The following is an 18,724-nucleotide window of genomic DNA, read 5'->3' on the forward strand; positions in this document are numbered from 1 at the left end:
ATTAATGATGCTGGATGTAATTAAAAAGGCGGCTGTAGCCGCCGTGGATGCCAAAGCCCCCGTTCAGGTCATGTACGGAACAGTGACGAGGACACAGCCCTTGGAGATTACCGTTGAACAACGGCTGACATTGGCTGAGCCTTTTCTGGTGGTTCCGGAATCCGCAGCGAGGAAGAATTGGACTGTTGGTGATCATGTCCTGCTGCTCCGGGTGCAAGGTGGGGACAGCTTTGTTGTGCTGGATAGACTGGTGAAGCCATGATTCCACAAGGCGCACAAATGAGAGCGGAAGATCAAGAAGAAGCGGCTGTGCTTCCAAGTCTGACTTATGTGCTTCAACCTTTTGGGGAGCGCATTGGAAGGCTGCAACTGGACGGTAAAGAGGCAGTAAAGCAAGCCGTGTACAAGGCATTGTCCACTCGTCGCTATGAGCATCTGATCTACTCATCGGATTACGGCATGGAATGGTACTGGGAGGGTATGGCCGGAAGATCCATGGTGGAATCGGAACTGGAACGCTGGATTCGGGAAGCGCTGCTTCCGGATGATCGTATTTCAGATGTAACGGAGTTTGATTTTGTCCACGAGGCAGATGGGGTACGGGTGTCTTTTACCGTAGAAACGGATTTTGGTAGCTTCAGGGGAGAGACGGAGGTGAATATGAATGTATGAAGAGCAGACGTTTGAAGTCATTTTAGATCGAATGCTGGACAGGGTGCCGGATGATGTGGATAAACGTGAAGGCAGCATTATCTATGATGCGCTTGCTCCAGCCGCTGTGGAAATGGCTCAGATGTATATTGAGCTGGATATTAACGCCAATCTGAAATTTGCGGACACCGCTTCCGGGGAGTATTTGGATCGCGCGGTGGCCTGGTCTGGCATTACTAGGAAAGCGGCGACGAAGGCGCGTTGGGTCGGCAGCTTCAAAGATAACGCGGGTAAACCCGTTGAAGTTCCTTTGGAGAGTCGTTTTTCCACAGGAGATCGGGTGTACTGGGCTATCGAACGAATAGCGGCAGGGCAATATGTGCTGGAATGTGAAGTCGCTGGAGCGGAAGGTAATGAATATACTGGCGCGCTGCTGCCCATCGATTATATAGCTGGCCTGACATCAGCGGAACTGACCCAGCTGCTTGTTCCTGGTGAAGATGAGGAAACAGATCAGGCTCTCTATGACCGATATCAGGACAAAGTCTCCCGTCCGGTAACGAGTGCCAATAAATATCAATATGAATTGTGGGCACGGGAAAACTCAGGCGTTGGCAAAGCGAAGGCTTTTCCACTGTGGGACGGTCCGGGCACGGTAAAAGTGGCGCTGTTAAACAATGAGATGCATGCACCCGCCGAGGCGGTGATTCACGCGGTACAGGAATATATCGATCCAACCCAGGATGGGATGGGCGAAGGTGCGGCTCCAATTGGACCCGTTGTTACGGTGGTGGGGGCTGAAGAAGTACCCATTGATGTGGAGGTGCAGGTCACACTAGCCTCAGGCTCAACGTATGAGGGTGTTAAAACGCTCATTGAAGAGGGCGTTACTACCTATCTGAAAGAGCTGGCATTTGCAGATCCATTGGTTCGATGGACACGAATTGCCAATGTCATTCTGGATATACCGCCTGTGATCGATTATAGCGATCTGTTGGTGAATGGCGGCATGTCCAATCTGGAGATTGCACCCGGTGCAGTAGCCGTTCTCGGGACGGTGAAGGTCACATGAGTAAAGCTGAGGTGTTGATGTCCCTTTTACCCCCGTTGTATGAAAATGTGCTGGAAATGCAGTTGCTTACGGAGATCGAAGGCGAAGAGTTGGATAAGCTTGCGGCGGGATTGGAAGGCGTATTGGACCAGTTCTACCCGGAGTCTGCAACATGGGCATTGGAACGGTATGAGCGCGACTTGCAAATTCCAACGAATCCAGCCAAGCCGGAAGATCAGCGCAGATCTGTGATTATTTCCAAAATGAGAGGGAGCGGTAAAGTTTCCGGCTCCATGCTCAAAAATGTGGCACAGGCGTATGAAAGTGGCGGAATTGATGTGTCCGTATCACCCGAGGAATATCTGATTCGAATTCGCTTCATAGACACATGGGGATTGCCGCCCAACTTGGACGATCTGAAGGCAGCGATTGAGGATATCAAACCGGCACATATGACTGTGGAATATCGACTCCGGTATTTGACGATTGACGAAGTGGAGAGCATGACGTTGGCTGAGATCGAACAGACCCGGCAGGATAAATTTTCAGGAGGTGGAGCTTAGAATGAATGAACCGAAAACCCCAAATCTCGGGCTAAATAAAATTGACCGCAGCTCGCCATCGACAACCTATTTCGATCTGGACAAATATTTGGACCAGAACTGGGAGAAGGTTGATGGTTTTGCAGAGCAGGTAAGGGAGAAGGCCGAAGAGACGGCTGCGCAGGTTAGTAACATCCAAGAGCGACTTGATACGGAAAAGCGTAGATCCGTGACACTGGAGCCAGGATTACAAGTTATTAATGCTGAACGTACCTCGGCGTTTAAGTTGGAAGGTTTAAAGGGCCGTACGCTGGTGAACTTGTTGGGGCGTGCAGGTGGCATGGAGAGTTTAACAGGTATCGCTTCTAGTCGCGTCACAACCTTGTTGGATACTGCGAATAAGACGTCAGGCTCTAGTGGGCTTAAAGTTACGAATGGTTCCAGTGCCTCAAGTGAGTCTGCTGGAATCGCTTATGTGCCTAAACTGGATCTTAAAGCAGGCAGCTATTACGTTTTGATAGCAGAAGCAAAAAATGGGAATGCGGTAGAAGGTCTCCAAATCGGATTTGGCGGCGAATTTGCTGGTCCATATTCTCCAGCAGTCAAGGCCTCAGATAAATTTACGACGTTATGGACAAAGAAACAGCTTTCAAGTGTAACGTCCGGGAATATGGATATGGCGGTAGTGGGTCCCGAGAGCCAATACGGGTATTTTGACGATTTACGTCTCTATGAAATCAGCGCCACCGAATACGCTGCACTCGACAACTTGACGCCGGAACAAGTTAGCGCTAAGTATCCATACGTTGATAGCGATCAACCCGTGCGAAATCCGTATGCGATTCGTTACGGAGAGAATTTGTTACCTCCGGTTTACGAGTGGGCGGATCAAACTGGCAGTGCTGCATACTCGACAATAAATGGGCCATATGATGTAACGATTATTTCACCTGATCCAGTAGCTCGATTTTATTCATACGTATTGAACGTTATTCCGGGGAAAACGTATTCCCTTAATGCTGAAACAGACGCGAATAAAATTCAATGGGATTACTATAAAACATGGGATTCCGCGACCTCGACAGGTGAAATGATTGGTAGTCGGGATAAATTTACCGGATCAGAAACTACTTTCGTCGTTCCGTCTGGTGTAACCATTATCCGCATTTACTTGTTTAACGATTCAGTGGCTGGAACGTTCAACATTAAAAATTGGATGCTCACGCTCGGCACGACAGCCAAAACGTTCAAACCACGTGAGGACGCTATGCTCGCATTGCAAACGGATCTATACGCTGATCCATTAACCGGGGCGAATGCTGACGAAGTGTTCAAGAAAGACGGGCAATATTTCAAGCTGGCGAAATGGAAGAAGGTTGTTTTGGACGGCGGCATTAATTGGTCTTATAGTGCTTCATCCTCCTCTGCTGGGTACAAGGGAATAGCCTGCTTAAATTTAACAACCAATTTCGTTGCTCGTAGTGCGATCATCACTAAATACAACGGTTCATTAACTCTTACAAAGCAAGACGGACAAATAGACGGCGCAGATCAAAATAACGGCATCGGTGGGGGGAATCTTTACTTATCCGTTCCTAACGCAGACAGCGGATGGGGAGACGCATACACACCGACAGCTGACGAGATTAAGGCGTATTTCATGGGATGGAAAATGTATGCTTCCGATAGATCAACCACATATGACGGTACTGGAACAAAGTATTGGTATCCAATCTCTCGCTTGTTGGATACCTTTGATGCGGCATACAGAGTCACCGCGACAGTGCCGACTACTACAGCCAACAAAGATACGTATACGCCATACCAACTCATATATCAACTTGCAACGCCAACTGTCGAGCCGATCACGTCAGAAGGACAATTAACGTTAATTGAAGGCAATAACCAAGTTGAAGTCGGAACGGGTATCGTGTTGCGTGAAAAGGTTAATCCTTACGCCAATTCTGGTATTGATCAAGCGGGTATTAATGCCCCGAGTTCGCCAAACTATCCGGGGACAGGGCTAAAAGCTAAGGTGAGGAAACTCCGAACAATATACAAGAATGGTATAGAGGATAATAATTGGGCCATTAAACCGAGCGCGGGCATTAATGGCGGCGGCGAAGAATACGCGGATATTAAACTATCTCAATATGATCGATCAGCCACTTACACGGTAACGTACTTTATGCTGGACACGTCTCCGATTGCTTCATTCATCGGAACGATAGATGAGACGGAAAAGGCATTACTCGATTCTTTGATTAAAGATTTGAAGGACGTTAATACCGCAGTACCTTCTGTTATCGGAAAAGCTAACGTGTTGGTTGCTCAAGGACTCAACGATGCTAAGAATTACGCAGATTCCAATTTCCGTAAACCGTCTGAAATCGTTAATGCAAACCTCGTTAAAAATTCCACCGGACAAATGGGTCTTACGTATTGGACTAATCATGGTGATGTGCCGTTCTTGTCATACGAAGGTAATCCAACGGTTGGTAGTTTTTTTGGCGTAGTAAACGCGATAAGCGCGCAACAATACGCCGTTTTGGACAGTGAAAATATCGGAGTTACGCCGGGAGGAACATATTTATTGCAAGGAATGTTCCATACCGCAGGGTCGAATTCAAATGCATCCGTGCGCATTGAAGTTAAGGACGGCAACCCGGCGGTTGACGTGAATATCGCATATTTAAGCGCTGACCCAGCGAAATGGTGGCATAGAAAATCAATGTTTATCGCAATCCCCGCAGGAGTGACGTCCGTTAAATTACGGCTTGTACTATCTAACGTCAACTATGCAACGAAAGGATTCTCTCGAATCAGCTTAACAGAAACGATTCAGGATGTCCCTTATTCTATGGATAGAGATATCAGAGCGCTTTACGAACAAAACGAATTGGTAAAGCAATCTGGCGTTGATGCGAAAAATCGTATCGTGGGTGCCATTAACGCCAAGGGTGGAAGTGCATCCGCGAATGATACGTGGCCTACGCTTGAAACAAAGGTAAGGGGAATTGAAACAGGGCCAAAATATGCAACAGGTTTGGTGACGACGGGAGCAGGCGTCTTTACGATTAATGCTTATGACGGACAAACTTACTCCACAGCCATTGTAATCGTAACAGGATTGGGGTTTAAGCCGAATAGAATTGTTATAGAATCTGTGGCTAATCAGTCTTATGGGTTCGTGACAACATTCCCGTCATCCAGTGGTCTAAGCCCTGATGGAAAACAAACCTATTTTATAGGCGGCTTGAATTACGCTAACTCTAAAGTCGATGGAGTTAACTCTTATGTGGTTGACGGTGGATTTAGGTTGGGCGTATACGGGACGAATAGGGAATTCCGCTGGCACGCTTACGGATAAAAGGAGATGAGAGCAGTTATGGAGATTGGCGCAAGAATTTATTATGGCAAAGAGACAGGCATCGTCATCCAAGAAGTTGGAGAACGTTCGGGAGTAGTCGTAGAAACGACTACAGAGCAAGACTTTGCTGCGTATATTGCACTTGCTGAGCGCGTTCCTGATACCGTAGGTATGATTCAATTTGAATACAAGGAACATGAGCAAGATCGAGAAATAGGTGGACGTATTGCTCGTATTGATTTGGAAACGTTAGAACCTTTGTTTATGTACCCGGATTCTAACGAACCAGAGGTACCGCAAGAACCGCGTCCGGCCAAAAGTACACAAGTGAAACAAAGAAGCGAACAACTGGCTAAGAAAGTACACTCAATCAAACGCGCTCATGGAGCTACATGCTATGATGCTGAGTTTGATGCCACCTGAAGAAGTGGCACCTACGTTAGAAGCTCCTGCCGAAGATGTCTAAGTGGAACAAGCACTAGAAGAAACGGCAAATGAAAGAATAAGCTTGCGAAGCTGCCAATCAGGTGGGGAATTGCACTCATGAGAGGGGGTGAGACTATGTTAGCAGTTTACGTTGCATTGATCCAAAAAGGTGTAATAACTATTGATGCTGTTCCTGCATCGAGTCGGTCGAAGGTAGCCGAAGCTATTGCAGCAGCAGAAACCGAACGAAGCAAAAACAATGTCTGATAAGCGTTCCAAATATGGAGCGCTATTTTTATGCCTTCCCTGCATTACCAAAATCGAAGGAGGTGAAACCATGGAAAAATGGGACACCATATGGAAATCTTTTATCGCTCTGCTAAGCAGCTCAGCAACCTACTTCTTCGGCGGATGGTCAGGCGTGCTCGGGGTACTACTCGTATTCGTCATCTTGGACTACCTAACCGGCATAGCTGCCGCGGGGGCGAGTGGTAAGCTTGAAAGCAATGTCGGGATGTTCGGCATCGCGCGAAAGGTATTTATATTTGCAATGGTATCGGTGGCTCATCTGGTGGACGGTGTTCTGGGAGACGGACATTTGTTCAGGGATGCGGTCGCCTTTTTTTATATCGCAAATGAGCTGTTATCCATTATTGAAAATGGGGGCAAACTGGGAGCACCGATTCCTCCTGCGATCCGGCAGGCGATTGAGGTGCTCAAGGGCAAGGGAGGAGACGGGGGGATTCCCGGTAACTATACTCCTGATTCCAGAAATTCTTTTGTACAGTCAGAGCATAAGGACGTGGATCAACATATTAGGGATGACACGAAGTAAGGACTCAGCATTCATTCCAATGCGCCCTGTGACAAGAGATAGAGCACTACTGAGTCGAAAGTATGTGCCACTAGCTACAAGTAGTGAAAGAGACGGAATCGATTCTGAAGAAGCGGTAGCGGTCGCCTTTGTCTCTGAATTTTACCCTTTAAATAATGAATCATAAAAATTTGGAGACAACAGCGATCGGAAGAACGATCCGGATCTGGAACGGTCACGTGCCGACTAGGTATGTTTCCCCTTAGTGGGTTAATAGATAGCCAGCAGACCTTTGCTTTTACCATCAACAAGGGACACGCACACAAGCAACCCCAAGCCTCCCGGCATCAACTATATACAAACGGCAATTGCCGCATAAAGGGTGTGAGAAACATGCAAACCAGAAGCTCAGGCAACACGCAGGGCATTGACGTCTCACGTTACCAGGGCAACATTGACTGGGCCAAAGTGAAGGCAAGCGGCATGACGTTTGTGTTCATCAAGGCAACCGAGGGACAGACGTATACCGATCCGAACTTTCAGAAAAATGTAAGCGGCGCACTAGCGGCAGGCATGCTGGTCGGAACGTACCACTTCTTCCGCGCAACCTCCACGGATGGGGCCAAGGCGGAAGCGGCGCATTATGCCAATACACTGAAAAAAGTCGGAGGCGCCAAGGCACTGCAGCTGCCACCGGTCATGGATTACGAGAATAACCCGGGCAATCTGAGCAAAGCACAGATCAACACGGTAGCCAAAGCCTTTTTAACTGAATTGGAGCGTCTTACGGGTGTAAAACCAATCATATATACGGGCAATTCATTTGCCAGCAATTTTGACGCCTCGCTTGGCACATATGATCTGTGGATTGCGCGTTACAGCAGCACACGTGTGCCGGATGATCAGCCTGCCTGGAAACGTTGGACGTTCTGGCAGTATACGGACTCGGGTAAGGTGAATGGAATTGGCGGCAATGTGGATATGAATGAGTTCGAGGGATCGGCAGCCGAGCTGCGGGCCAGATATGCAGCAGCAGCACCGAAGCCAACAGAACCATCCGAGCCGACAAAGCCAATAAAACCGACTGAACCACCGAAAGGGGGCGAACCGATGACAGCCGAAGAGAAAGCAGCGTTTGATGCGCTGAAGGCTCAGGTAGACAAACTGCAGGCACGTCAGCAGATGGAAGTTCCGGTGTGGGCCAAAGCAGCTGTAGATGCAGCCCTGGCTTATGACACCAAAAATCCGCTGTTTAGCATCGACAACGGGGCAAGTTATGATTTTTACCGTTTTCTCACGGTCATGTACCGCAGAGGTTTGTTCAAGAAGTAAGTTAACTCAGATCTGATAGAGATATGATAGACGTTAACAGTACGTGGGATCGAGGGGACACATCGGCATTTTTCTGTCGAATGGTGTTCCTTTTTTGTGTTTTATGTAACTAAAATTAACGCGTGAATAAAGTTAAAGACTTATGTCCGTAAAACTCTTGTCTAATTGATGAATGTGATGTAAAGTAAGTTACACGAAATTGTTTTCAACCACTGTTTATTTACATAAACCTCCTCACCATGACAGAACCATAACATAACAAGTTATTGTAATGTCTCCCTGTTGTACAATCCTGCATCTGTGAACACTCACATCCATGCGCAACTCAAAAACTGCCTTCATGATAAACCACTGACGTGCTTCATCCTTATAGGAATTAACCATTCATTATTAGATGCTGCCCGATCCTTCCAATCGCAATTACAAACTCAATTATCAAACAAACAAATTTTCACTAAAGACGTTCCTTATCCCATACTTTTTGTTTGCTATCCATCATTTTTGCTCTCATCAAGAGTAGAAGACTACTATTGCTAATTGACCTCAGTTCAATTTTTGAGCAACTAGGCTATTTTCCCGACTCTATACATCTCGTTCTTCATTATTTGATCCATATATTACATCTGTAAATTCGTCAAAACAAACTTTTAATCCTATTCTACTACAACCACTATCACTGGTATCACAGGCATTTAAAGCCTTTTACAGATACAAGCAAGCACCGAACCAATGGCTATCATTGAAGTTTTTTTCACGCCAGCATCACACACATTATGAGACAGGGAAGGGTGTTGTACGTATGCGAATGAGAAAAAAATGGATGTCCGGAATCATGGCGATGGCCATGAGTACAGTCTTGATCCTATCGGGCTGCTCCAGCAATGAGGGGGCTGGGAATTCACCTGCTCCGGCCGAAGGCAGCGAACCTCCAGCAGAAGTGACCGAGGCTCAGGATACGATGATCATGGGCCGCGGTGGCGATTCCGTGGCGCTCGACCCGGCAATTGTAACAGATGGAGAGTCGCTCAAAATTGGACATCAGGTATTCGACTCATTGCTGGACTACAAGGAAGGCGAGACAGAAGTGGTGCCTGGTTTGGCAGAGAGCTGGGAGATTTCGGCGGATGGCCTGAAGTATACGTTTAAGCTGAAGTCCGGTGTGAAGTTCCATGATGGAACGGATTTTAATGCCGAAGCTGTTGTCTTTAACTTCAACCGTTGGAGTGATCCGGCGAGTGAATATAAATTCGAAGGGGATTCCTTCGACTATTATGATTCCATGTTTGGGCCAGAGGATGGCCGTGTCATCAAGGAAGTTAAGGCGATTGACGAGACGACTGTTGAGTTCACACTGAACCAGCCGCAGGCGCCTTTCTTGCAGAACATCGCGATGACACCATTCGGTATTGCCAGTCCAACAGCGATTCAGGAGAAAAAAGAGAATTTCAAAAGCGAGCCCGTGGGCACAGGACCATTTGTATTCAAAGAGTGGAAGCGGAACGACTCCATCACCTTGGAGAAAAACCCGAATTACTGGAAAGAAGGATTGCCGAAGCTGAACAAAGTCATTGTTCGTTCGATTCCAGACAACACGGCACGCTTCAATGCGCTGCAAAATGGCGAGATTGATGTCATGGAAGACCTGAACCCGGATGACCTGTCCATCCTTGAAGGCAACAGTGAGTTGCAAAAGATCGAGCGTCCACCGTTCAACGTGGCATATATCGGCTTTAACTTTAAGAAGAAACCTTTTGACGATGTAAAAGTAAGACAAGCCCTCAACCACGCCGTGAACAAGCAGGGCATTATTGATGCTTTCTTTGCTGGACAGGCTCAGCCTGCGGTGAACCCAATGCCGCCAACGCTGTGGGGTTACAACGATTCCATTGAAGATTACCCGTATGATCTGGAAAAAGCTAAAGCATTACTGGCCGAAGCCGGCTTCCCGGACGGATTGCCTGACCCGGTGACATTCTATGCAATGCCTGTGTCGCGTCCTTATATGCCTGACGGCAAGAAGGTGGCCGAAGCGATCCAAGCCGATTTTGAGAAAATCGGAGTGACCGTCAACATCGAATCGCCGGAGTGGGCGACATATCTCGATGATGCGAAAGCCGGGGAGAAGGACGACATCTACATGCTCGGCTGGACCGGAGACAACGGAGACCCGGATAACTTCCTGTACACGCTACTCGATAAAGACGCGATTCCGGGCAATAACCGCAGCTTCTACGTGAACGAAGAATTGCATGTGCTGCTGACCGATGCACAGAAAGAAACGGACCAGGACAAACGCGCCGAGCTGTACAAACAGGCTCAAGTCATTATCAAGGAAGATGCACCGTGGATTCCACTTGTGCACACGACACCTATTCTGGCAGGTAAAGCCAACCTGAAAGGTTTTGTACCTTCCCCACTGGGAAGTGAATCGTATGCAAATGCCTACTTTGAATAAGTCCTTGTAAGTTGACTGACTACATTTATTCATTCATAGCGCTGGTGGACATGTAATGCTTGGCAGAACCCACATCTGGTTGTAACTATCTAAAGCATTCTTGTCTGTCGGCGCTTTTATGATTACATTTTGCATGATACGTCAAAGGCAGGTGAATGTGAAATGAACAGCTATATTGTCAAACGCATCCTTGTGCTTCTGCCCGTTTTGCTGGGCATGACCCTGATCGTCTTTTCTATTATCCACGCCATTCCGGGTGATCCTGCAGAGACCATACTTGGGCAAAAGGCAACCGAGCAGTCCAAGCAGGCCCTTCGTGACCAGCTCGGACTTGATAAACCGTGGTTTCAGCAGTATTTCGCCTACCTTGGCGATTTGCTTCAGGGAGACCTGGGCACATCCATCCGCACCAAGGTGCCTATTGCCCAGGAAATCGTGCCTTATCTGACAGCCACCCTCGAATTAACGATGGCGAGTATGTTATTTGCGGTCATTATAGGCGTTAATGCGGGGATCGTCAGTGCATGGAAGCATAACTCCTGGTTTGATTACTGCTGTATGGTCATTGCGCTCGTTGGCGTGTCGATGCCGATTTTCTGGCTGGGTCTGATGGAACAATGGCTGTTTGCCAACAAGCTGCACTGGCTGCCTTCCATTGGACGAATGAATGCGCGTGATCCCGTTGAAGCCATTACGGGTCTATATGTACTTGATACGATGATTGCCGGGCGTTGGGACCAGTTGTGGACCGTAACCAAACATCTGATTCTGCCAAGTGTAGCACTTGGAACGATTCCGATGGCCGTTATTGCCCGGATGACTCGCTCCAGCATGCTTGAGGTCATGAGCTCGGATTATATCCGCACCGCGAAGGCGAAGGGACTCGGTCCGTTTTTTGTCGTATATGGACATGCCCTCAAAAATGCCTTTATCCCAGTCCTGACCGTTATCGGCATACAGACGGGTTCTTTGCTCGGTGGTGCGGTGTTGACCGAAACCATCTTCGCCTGGCCGGGTGTGGGACGCTATATATATGAAGCCATTAGTTCGCGGGACTACCCCGTGATTCAGAGCGGCATTCTGATCGTGGCCTTTTTCTTCGTGGTGATTAATCTGATTGTCGACTTGCTCTACGCTGTGTTTGATCCGCGGATTAGCTATAAGTAGGAATGGTCCATCTCATCTTTCATTCATATCCAAGAAGGGAGACGCCGCATGGCCAAATTATCAACCAACACCGGACAAACTATTGACGCCGCATCGGCACGTACATCCAGTCCATGGAGGGAAGCCTGGAGAACATTTCGCCGCAATCGGCTGGCGCTCGCTGGACTGATCATTATCGTGTTTTTCATCCTACTGGCCTTCCTTGCTCCATACATTGCCCCTTACGATTACAAGGAACAGGTGCTGACAGACCGGCTGCAGGCCCCTTCGGCAGAGCATTGGTTTGGCACTGATGATCTGGGGCGTGACGTGTTTTCCCGTGTATTGCATGGTGCACGCATCTCGTTATGGGTGGGATTCTTCTCGGTCATCGGTTCCATTATTGCGGGAGCATTGCTTGGTTTGATTGCCGGGTTTTACGGAAAATGGGCGGATATGCTCATCTCACGTCTATTCGATATACTTCTGGCGTTCCCGGGCATTCTACTCGCCATCGCCATTGTCGCGATTCTTGGCCCATCTCTGCAAAACGCATTACTTGCCATAGCCATCGTGAACATTCCGACCTACGGACGGTTGGTGCGTTCACGTGTACTTAGCTTGAGACAGGAGGAATTCATAACATCTGCCCGCACACTGGGTGCGAATAATATGCGGATATTGTTCCGTCATATCCTGCCGAACAGCCTTACTCCGCTGATTGTTCAGGGTACGCTGGGCATTGGGACAGCCATTATTGAGGCAGCAGCACTGGGGTTTCTCGGCATGGGAGCACAACCGCCTGATCCCGAATGGGGCAAAATGCTCTCGGATTCCCGTCAGTTTCTGCAAAAAGCACCGTGGACGCTTATCTTTCCCGGGCTTTCAATCATGTTGACCGTACTCGGCTTCAACCTGCTCGGGGATGGGCTGCGTGATACCCTTGATCCAAAGATGGTGAAATGAGGATGAGCACCGGCCTTTCAACGACCTGATCTTTCATTCTTTTTATAAGGTTTATTCTGTCATTGAGCTCAGTAAGCCCTGAAAGCCGGTTCGAGTTTGATTCGAACTGGCTTTTTGTATTGTCTGATTGATTACGTTAAAATCAAATGAGCGCGTACAAATGAAGTGTTAATCACCCATTTTGTTAAAATAACGCCCAGCGTATTGACACCCAATTTTGCCATATGTTATATAAAAGAAAGGGTTTAGCACTCCAGTCTTCTGAGTGCTAACAAATGATGGTTTTTACTACAGGACTACATATGGAATGATTAATTTATTTCATAGAACGAACTTAGATATTATACGGGAACGAAGCGTGCAGAAACAATCTGGAGAAGCGAAGCGTTCGCCCTTATCCCCGGATTTTTCCATCTAAAATATGGAATCAAAAAAAATGGGGATAACAGCGATCGGAAGATGGTTCTGTTTAGCGAAGTGGTATGGTGTAATATTAAGGAGTTTGTTCTATAACTCCAATTCAATCATTCTATATCCAAATTGAAAGGAGAACACCCATTCATGGCCAAGAAACAGTTCCAGGCAGAATCCAAACGTTTGCTGGATATGATGATCAACTCCATCTATACCCAAAGAGAAATCTTTTTGAGAGAATTGATCTCCAACTCCAGTGACGCCATTGACAAAATATATTACAAAGCTCTCACCGACGATACTCTCGTCTTCAACAAAGAGGATTACTACATCAAGCTGACCATCGACAAAGAGAACCGTACGCTCACGCTGACCGATACCGGAATCGGGATGAGCCAGGAAGAGCTGGAGAACAATCTCGGGGTTATCGCGAAGAGTGGTTCCCTGGCATTCAAGAAGGAAAACGAAGCCAAAGACGGCCATAACATTATCGGACAGTTCGGGGTTGGCTTCTACTCCGCGTTCATGGTGGCGGACAAGCTGACTGTAACGAGTAAAACACTGGGCAGTGACGAAGCGTGGAAATGGGAATCCGAAGGTGCGGACGGATATACGATCTCACCAGCCGAGAAAGATTCCGTAGGTACGGAGATCGTCCTGACGATTAAACCGAATACCGAAGAGGATTCGTATGATGAGTTTTTGGAAGAGTATCGCCTGAGATCCATCATCAAGAAATATTCCGACTTCATTCGTTACCCGATCAAGATGGATGTGACAAGTCAGCGTCCGAAGGAAGGTACGGAGAACGAATTTGAGGAGTACAAGGAAGAGCAAACCGTCAACAGCATGGTGCCGATCTGGCGCAAAAACAAAAGCGAGCTGACCGAAGAAGACTACAACAACTTCTATATGGAAAAACGCTACGGTTTTGACAAACCGCTCAAACACCTGCACATCAGCGCAGATGGCGCAGTTGTTTATAATGCAATCCTGTTTATTCCGGAGAACACGCCGTTTGACTACTATACAAAAGAGTATGAAAAAGGCCTTGAATTGTACTCCAACGGTGTCCTAATCATGGACAAATGCGGTGATTTGCTGCCGGACTACTTTGGTTTTGTGAAGGGTATGGTGGATTCGGAAGACCTGTCCCTGAACATCTCCCGTGAAATGCTGCAGCATGACCGTCAGCTCAGCCTGATCGCGAAGAATATCAAAAACAAAATCAAGAGCCAACTGCAAAGCTTGCTGAAGGATGATCGTGAAAGCTACGAGAAGTTCTATCAAGCGTTTGGACGTCAGTTGAAATATGGCGTATACAGCGACTATGGCGTAAACAAGGATACGCTGCAGGATCTGCTGCTGTTCTCTTCTTCCAAAGAGAAAAAGCTGGTGAGCCTGGACGAATACGTCTCCAGAATGCCTGAAGACCAAAAGTATATCTACTATGCATCCGGTGAATCCATTGAGCGGATCGAGAAGCTGCCTCAGATCGAGGGCGTACTCGATAAAGGATATGAAGTGCTGTACTTCACCGAGGACATTGATGAATTCGCGATCAAAATGATCATGAACTACAAGGAGAAAGAATTCAAATCCATCTCAAGCGGTGACCTGGGTATCGAAGACAGCGAAGACAAAGAGAAAAATGAAGCAGAGGACAACGACAATAAAGAGTTGTTTGAAGCAATGCAAGCACAGCTCGCAGGGAAAGTAAAAGCCGTGAAAGCTTCCAAACGCCTCAGAAGCCATCCGGTATGCTTGTCCACCGAAGGTGAATTGACCATCGAGATGGAGAAAATCCTGAAAGCCATGCCGAACAGCGAGAATGTACAAGCGGATAAAGTGCTGGAGATCAACGTGAATCACGATGTCTTCAAGTCCCTGAAAGACGCATTTGCACAGGATAAGGAAAAACTGAGCCTGTACACTAGCCTGTTGTATCATCAAGCATTGCTGATCGAAGGCTTGCCAATTCAGGATCCGGTAGAGTTCACAAACGACATCTGCAAAGTGATGGTATAACCGCCTCGCCGAGCATTGAGCATTAAATTACGCGCGCAGCTTAACGCTGTCAGCATTTCCTATGAATAGGGCAGCAGGCGCAGCGCTGACCATCTCCACCCGACAGGGCAATTCCGTCCCTGTCGGTTTTTTATTTTCTCCCCCACTAAGGACAAAAATGGGAGACGGTGGGTCATGGGAGCGCTGACTGCAATGTGCGATTGTCTAATCAAAGAATAGGGTTTTATCTTTTCAAACAAATAATGAACCAACGGAGTAGTGAAGGGGACGGAATCGATTCTGGAGAAGCGAAGCGTTCGCGTTTGTCTCCGGGTTTTTCCCTTGCAAAGGGAAATTCAGAAAACCTGGAGACAACAGCGATCGAAAGAACGATCCGTAACCGGAACGGCCACCGATACACATTAGTACTTATTTTCTCTCCACCACCAATAGAACGAATGAAAGACAGAGGAGCAGGGGAGCGATGACTGCAAAGTACAATGAAGAATCATAAGAAAAAAGGTTGTGAGCTTTTTAGACTATTTAGTTGGAATACAGCGAAAGTAGTGAAGGGGACGGAATCGATTCTGGAGAAGCGAAGCGTTCGCGTTTGTCTCCGGGTTTTTCCCTTGTAAAGGGAAATTCAGAAAACCTGGAGACAACAGCGATCGAAAGAACGATCCGTAACCGGAACGGCCACCGATGCTCATAAGCTCGTATTTCTTCCTATCTTTAGATTCTCTAGAAGGTTTCTCATTTTCATGTATATCATTATTCATTTAGGTGCACGGACGATAGTCTGTCAGGGTATAATAAAAGAAGAAGACTGTACATCACAGTTTGATGTGAGAAGAGATGACAATCGCAGACAGGTTTTGCTTTTCGAAACGACTGATGTTGTGTATAATCACTCAAAATAGAGACAGTCGGCTAGGAGTGATCACATGCAATGGAACGATCTGAGAGAACATAGACAATACCCTGAACTTACGAAACTGGATGGGGCACGTGCAGCATATGAGCGAGACTATTCCAGACTGATTCATTCACCGACCTTCCGTCGGTTGCAGGGCAAATCCCAGGTGTTTGGTGCCGGGACAGGCGATTATTACCGCACCCGGTTGACCCACTCGCTTGAGGTGGCGCAGATCGCCCGAGAGGCGGCACGAAGCCTGCTTCGTCGTTATCCCCAAGTGGATTGGAGCCAGGCGGACAGCCCGGGACTTATTATTGATTCGGAAGTGGTGGAATGTGCCGCGATCGCGCATGATTTCGGACACCCGCCTTTTGGACATAAAGGAGAAGAAGTGCTGGACGGCATTTTGGATGATCTGATCAACTCCGAGGTCAAGAAGATCATGAAGAAGAGTCGGGGAGCCAAGTCACCCCAACAGGAGCCGGAGATTCGCGCGGAACTGAAGCGGAAATACGAGCATTTTGAAGGCAATGCGCATAACTTCCGTCTCATCATGTTCCTAGAGAAGCGCGAAGATATTGATGGACTGAATCTATCCGATGCCGTGCTCCTCGGAATTAACAAGTATCCTTATCCTGGGACCGAGAGCAAGAAGGGCATGTACCATCATGAGTGGCAATATATCCATGAGATCCGTAATCGGTGGAACATGCCGGTAGGCAAAAAGACGCTGGAAGCCCAGCTCATGGACCTTTGCGACGATATTGCCTATTCCGCGCATGATCTGGAGGATGGGATCAAGGCAGGCAAAATCGAAGTGCATGAACATTTCCTGCAGGATCCGCATATCCATCGATTGATTGTGGATAAGATCACGACGCTGGAGGACCTGTTCTGGAACGGATGGACAAGAGAGGCGATTGGGCAAAAAGTAGAAGAAGTGCTCGCTTCGTTCCTGCGTGTCTGGAATGAGAAGATGCCATTCTGCGAGCATGATTACTCCCGTACTCGCCGCGAGGTCAAAGCCTACTGGGTCAGCCTGTTTGTAGGCAGTCTGGGCGTAATTGACGACGGAGACTGGAAAAAGGTCACGTTTGTCCGTGAAGGTGCCGAGGATCTTGATATGCTGCGTACGGTGAGTGTGCTCAAAAGCTTTGCCTGGGTAACCATGATTCGCGACCTGCGTGTGCAGCGCCTGCAAAAACGCAGCGAATGGATGATTAAGCGGCTGTGGGATGCGTTCCTTGATCCGGAAACGTCCAAATCGATTATTCCATCCGACTGGCTGCAACGATATGAGAAAGATCAGGCCAAGGCGCATCCAATCTGGACCTGGGAGCATATGGTGATTGATTATATTGCGGGTATGACCGATGCGTTTGCCGAGAAAATATACAATGAATTATATGGCCTGAAGGTGGGTTCCATCTACGATTTGGACTAGGGATAAGGAGTGAAACGCTTGGATACAAACACAGGCGAAGGCGCAAACAACACATTAAGCCAGGCATTCAGTCTGGGCGTGCTCGACCTGGTACCAAGGTTGAATGGCGCATCTGCGGAACAGGCTTTGCAGCAGTCCGTAACATTGGCCCAACAAGCCGAAGCCTGGGGTTATACCCGGTACTGGACGTCTGAACATCATGATATGGATGAGCTGGCATCAGCATCACCTGAAGTGCTGCTCGCGCATATCGGGGCGAGGACCAATTCGATCCAGCTTGGTTCTGGTGCCGTTTTGCTACCACACTACAGTCCGCTTAAGGTGGCTGAGTCCTTTCGGCTGCTGGGCGCACTCTATCCGGGGCGGATTGAACTGGGTCTTGGGAGGGCTCCGGGTGGTGGGCCGCATGCAACTATGGCACTCAGCGGCAATTACTTGCAGCATGTGTCCAAATTACCGGAATCACTGGCCGCACTGACCGAACTGCTCGAAGACCGATACACCTATGAGGAGCATCCGGTATCGGCCCGGCCAATCCCGGAACGTCCCATCTCCCTGTGGATGCTGGGCACAAATGTCAAAAGTGCTGAATTTGCAGCACAGTTTGGGATGGGATATGTATTCGGTCAATTCATGAGCGATGCCGATGGTACGGAGGCTGTAAGGCGGTATCGGGAGGGTTTCAAACCTAGCAAAACCATGCATGAACCAAGAGTTATGGTTGCGGTTAGTGCATTGTGTGCGGAGACAGAGGCAGAAGCTCAAGCTTGGAGTCGAGAAATGACAGATCGGCGCAAAAGGAGTGGACAAGCTGTATCAGCTCTGCCGTCCACCAAGAGAGAGTATGACAATAACACGAATAACAATACCCCCAACAGCGAAGCGAGAGGCATGGATGATGGCGAGGCGCGCAAACACTTTGCTGGAACAGCACCGAAGATCTGGGAACAATTAAGCCAGGTAAGTGAGCGACTGGAGACGAAGCGCTTCCTCGTTGTTACGGCTGGTCCGGATTACGAACGGAGACTTAAGTCTTATCGATTGTTGGCTGAGGCGGGGAAGGTATTCGTTTGAGTGAGTGACGGTTGCTCGGTTCGTTAGTATCTGCCCTGCCAACGGTCAACCTTGCACATCTGAAGGGCTGCAGATCGGGTTTACCCGTATGCTGCAGCTCTTTTCTTATTTCACTT

At 48.1% G+C, this 18,724-nt stretch carries 15 protein-coding genes; all 15 read left to right on the forward strand.

The genetic code is table 11. From position 1 onward, the window contains the following. Window positions 1–4 precede the first annotated feature (4 nt). Window positions 5–262: a DUF2577 family protein gene (locus AAIH57_RS11075; protein WP_430021651.1), complete on the forward strand. Its 258-nt coding sequence runs from the start codon at window positions 5–7 to the stop codon at window positions 260–262. Next, complete coding sequence (locus tag AAIH57_RS11080) at window positions 259–672, forward strand: DUF2634 domain-containing protein (RefSeq protein WP_430021652.1); 414 nt, start codon at window positions 259–261, stop codon at window positions 670–672. The genes AAIH57_RS11075 and AAIH57_RS11080 overlap by 4 nt, the downstream gene beginning before the upstream one ends. Further along, window positions 665–1,723, forward strand: a complete 1,059-nt coding sequence (locus AAIH57_RS11085; protein ID WP_430021653.1) for a baseplate J/gp47 family protein — start codon at window positions 665–667, stop codon at window positions 1,721–1,723. Before AAIH57_RS11080 ends, AAIH57_RS11085 begins: the two co-directional genes overlap by 8 nt. Continuing rightward, complete coding sequence (locus tag AAIH57_RS11090) at window positions 1,720–2,265, forward strand: putative phage tail protein (protein ID WP_430021654.1); 546 nt, start codon at window positions 1,720–1,722, stop codon at window positions 2,263–2,265. Before AAIH57_RS11085 ends, AAIH57_RS11090 begins: the two co-directional genes overlap by 4 nt. A 1-nt stretch (window position 2,266) precedes the next feature. Next, the gene (locus AAIH57_RS11095; protein ID WP_430021655.1) at window positions 2,267–5,614 is read left to right on the forward strand and encodes a hypothetical protein; all 3,348 of its coding nucleotides are present in this window, start codon (window positions 2,267–2,269) and stop codon (window positions 5,612–5,614) included. Between the two features lie 18 nt (window positions 5,615–5,632). Beyond that, window positions 5,633–6,037: a hypothetical protein gene (locus tag AAIH57_RS11100; protein WP_430021656.1), complete on the forward strand. Its 405-nt coding sequence runs from the start codon at window positions 5,633–5,635 to the stop codon at window positions 6,035–6,037. Between the two features lie 138 nt (window positions 6,038–6,175). After that, a complete protein-coding gene (locus AAIH57_RS11105; protein ID WP_430021657.1) occupies window positions 6,176–6,307 on the forward strand; it encodes a CD1375 family protein in 132 nt (43 codons plus the stop codon). A gap of 70 nt (window positions 6,308–6,377) precedes the next feature. Further along, the gene (locus tag AAIH57_RS11110; protein WP_430021658.1) at window positions 6,378–6,875 is read left to right on the forward strand and encodes a phage holin family protein; all 498 of its coding nucleotides are present in this window, start codon (window positions 6,378–6,380) and stop codon (window positions 6,873–6,875) included. A 372-nt stretch (window positions 6,876–7,247) separates the two neighbouring features. Then, window positions 7,248–8,186: a glycoside hydrolase family 25 protein gene (locus AAIH57_RS11115; RefSeq protein WP_430021659.1), complete on the forward strand. Its 939-nt coding sequence runs from the start codon at window positions 7,248–7,250 to the stop codon at window positions 8,184–8,186. Window positions 8,187–8,991: 805 nt separating this feature from the next. Next, entirely contained in the window at window positions 8,992–10,641 is a 1,650-nt protein-coding gene (locus AAIH57_RS11120) for an ABC transporter substrate-binding protein (protein WP_430022124.1), read from the forward strand. A 162-nt stretch (window positions 10,642–10,803) separates the two neighbouring features. Continuing rightward, complete coding sequence (locus AAIH57_RS11125) at window positions 10,804–11,808, forward strand: ABC transporter permease (RefSeq protein ID WP_175398161.1); 1,005 nt, start codon at window positions 10,804–10,806, stop codon at window positions 11,806–11,808. A gap of 48 nt (window positions 11,809–11,856) precedes the next feature. Further along, the gene (gene nikC, locus AAIH57_RS11130; protein WP_430021660.1) at window positions 11,857–12,753 is read left to right on the forward strand and encodes a nickel transporter permease; all 897 of its coding nucleotides are present in this window, start codon (window positions 11,857–11,859) and stop codon (window positions 12,751–12,753) included. Window positions 12,754–13,314: 561 nt separating this feature from the next. Continuing rightward, the gene (gene htpG, locus AAIH57_RS11135) at window positions 13,315–15,195 is read left to right on the forward strand and encodes a molecular chaperone HtpG (protein WP_175398163.1); all 1,881 of its coding nucleotides are present in this window, start codon (window positions 13,315–13,317) and stop codon (window positions 15,193–15,195) included. Window positions 15,196–16,118: 923 nt separating this feature from the next. Continuing rightward, entirely contained in the window at window positions 16,119–17,534 is a 1,416-nt protein-coding gene (locus tag AAIH57_RS11140) for a deoxyguanosinetriphosphate triphosphohydrolase family protein (protein ID WP_430021661.1), read from the forward strand. An 18-nt stretch (window positions 17,535–17,552) separates the two neighbouring features. Then, window positions 17,553–18,608 (forward strand): MsnO8 family LLM class oxidoreductase, encoded by a 1,056-nt coding sequence (locus AAIH57_RS11145; RefSeq protein ID WP_430021662.1) that lies wholly within the window; start codon window positions 17,553–17,555, stop codon window positions 18,606–18,608. The last annotated feature ends 116 nt before the right edge of the window (window positions 18,609–18,724 follow it).

The sequence above is a fragment of the Paenibacillus sp. MABNR03 genome, assembly GCF_050455445.1.
In the GTDB taxonomy this organism is placed as follows: domain Bacteria; phylum Bacillota; class Bacilli; order Paenibacillales; family Paenibacillaceae; genus Paenibacillus; species Paenibacillus xylanilyticus.

What these genes read in the sequence shown, in the direction of transcription:
- AAIH57_RS11125 (WP_175398161.1), top strand. Translation starts at nt 10,804, where the DNA reads ATGAACAGCTATATTGTCAAACGCATCCTTGTGCTTCTGCCCGTTTTG.
- AAIH57_RS11115 (WP_430021659.1), top strand. Translation starts at nt 7,248, where the DNA reads ATGCAAACCAGAAGCTCAGGCAACACGCAGGGCATTGACGTCTCACGT.
- AAIH57_RS11120 (WP_430022124.1), top strand. Translation starts at nt 8,992, where the DNA reads ATGAGAAAAAAATGGATGTCCGGAATCATGGCGATGGCCATGAGTACA.
- AAIH57_RS11095 (WP_430021655.1), top strand. Translation starts at nt 2,267, where the DNA reads ATGAATGAACCGAAAACCCCAAATCTCGGGCTAAATAAAATTGACCGC.
- AAIH57_RS11140 (WP_430021661.1), top strand. Translation starts at nt 16,119, where the DNA reads ATGCAATGGAACGATCTGAGAGAACATAGACAATACCCTGAACTTACG.
- htpG (WP_175398163.1), top strand. Translation starts at nt 13,315, where the DNA reads ATGGCCAAGAAACAGTTCCAGGCAGAATCCAAACGTTTGCTGGATATG.
- AAIH57_RS11100 (WP_430021656.1), top strand. Translation starts at nt 5,633, where the DNA reads ATGGAGATTGGCGCAAGAATTTATTATGGCAAAGAGACAGGCATCGTC.
- AAIH57_RS11085 (WP_430021653.1), top strand. Translation starts at nt 665, where the DNA reads ATGTATGAAGAGCAGACGTTTGAAGTCATTTTAGATCGAATGCTGGAC.
- AAIH57_RS11105 (WP_430021657.1), top strand. Translation starts at nt 6,176, where the DNA reads ATGTTAGCAGTTTACGTTGCATTGATCCAAAAAGGTGTAATAACTATT.
- nikC (WP_430021660.1), top strand. Translation starts at nt 11,857, where the DNA reads ATGGCCAAATTATCAACCAACACCGGACAAACTATTGACGCCGCATCG.
- AAIH57_RS11090 (WP_430021654.1), top strand. Translation starts at nt 1,720, where the DNA reads ATGAGTAAAGCTGAGGTGTTGATGTCCCTTTTACCCCCGTTGTATGAA.
- AAIH57_RS11075 (WP_430021651.1), top strand. Translation starts at nt 5, where the DNA reads ATGATGCTGGATGTAATTAAAAAGGCGGCTGTAGCCGCCGTGGATGCC.
- AAIH57_RS11080 (WP_430021652.1), top strand. Translation starts at nt 259, where the DNA reads ATGATTCCACAAGGCGCACAAATGAGAGCGGAAGATCAAGAAGAAGCG.
- AAIH57_RS11110 (WP_430021658.1), top strand. Translation starts at nt 6,378, where the DNA reads ATGGAAAAATGGGACACCATATGGAAATCTTTTATCGCTCTGCTAAGC.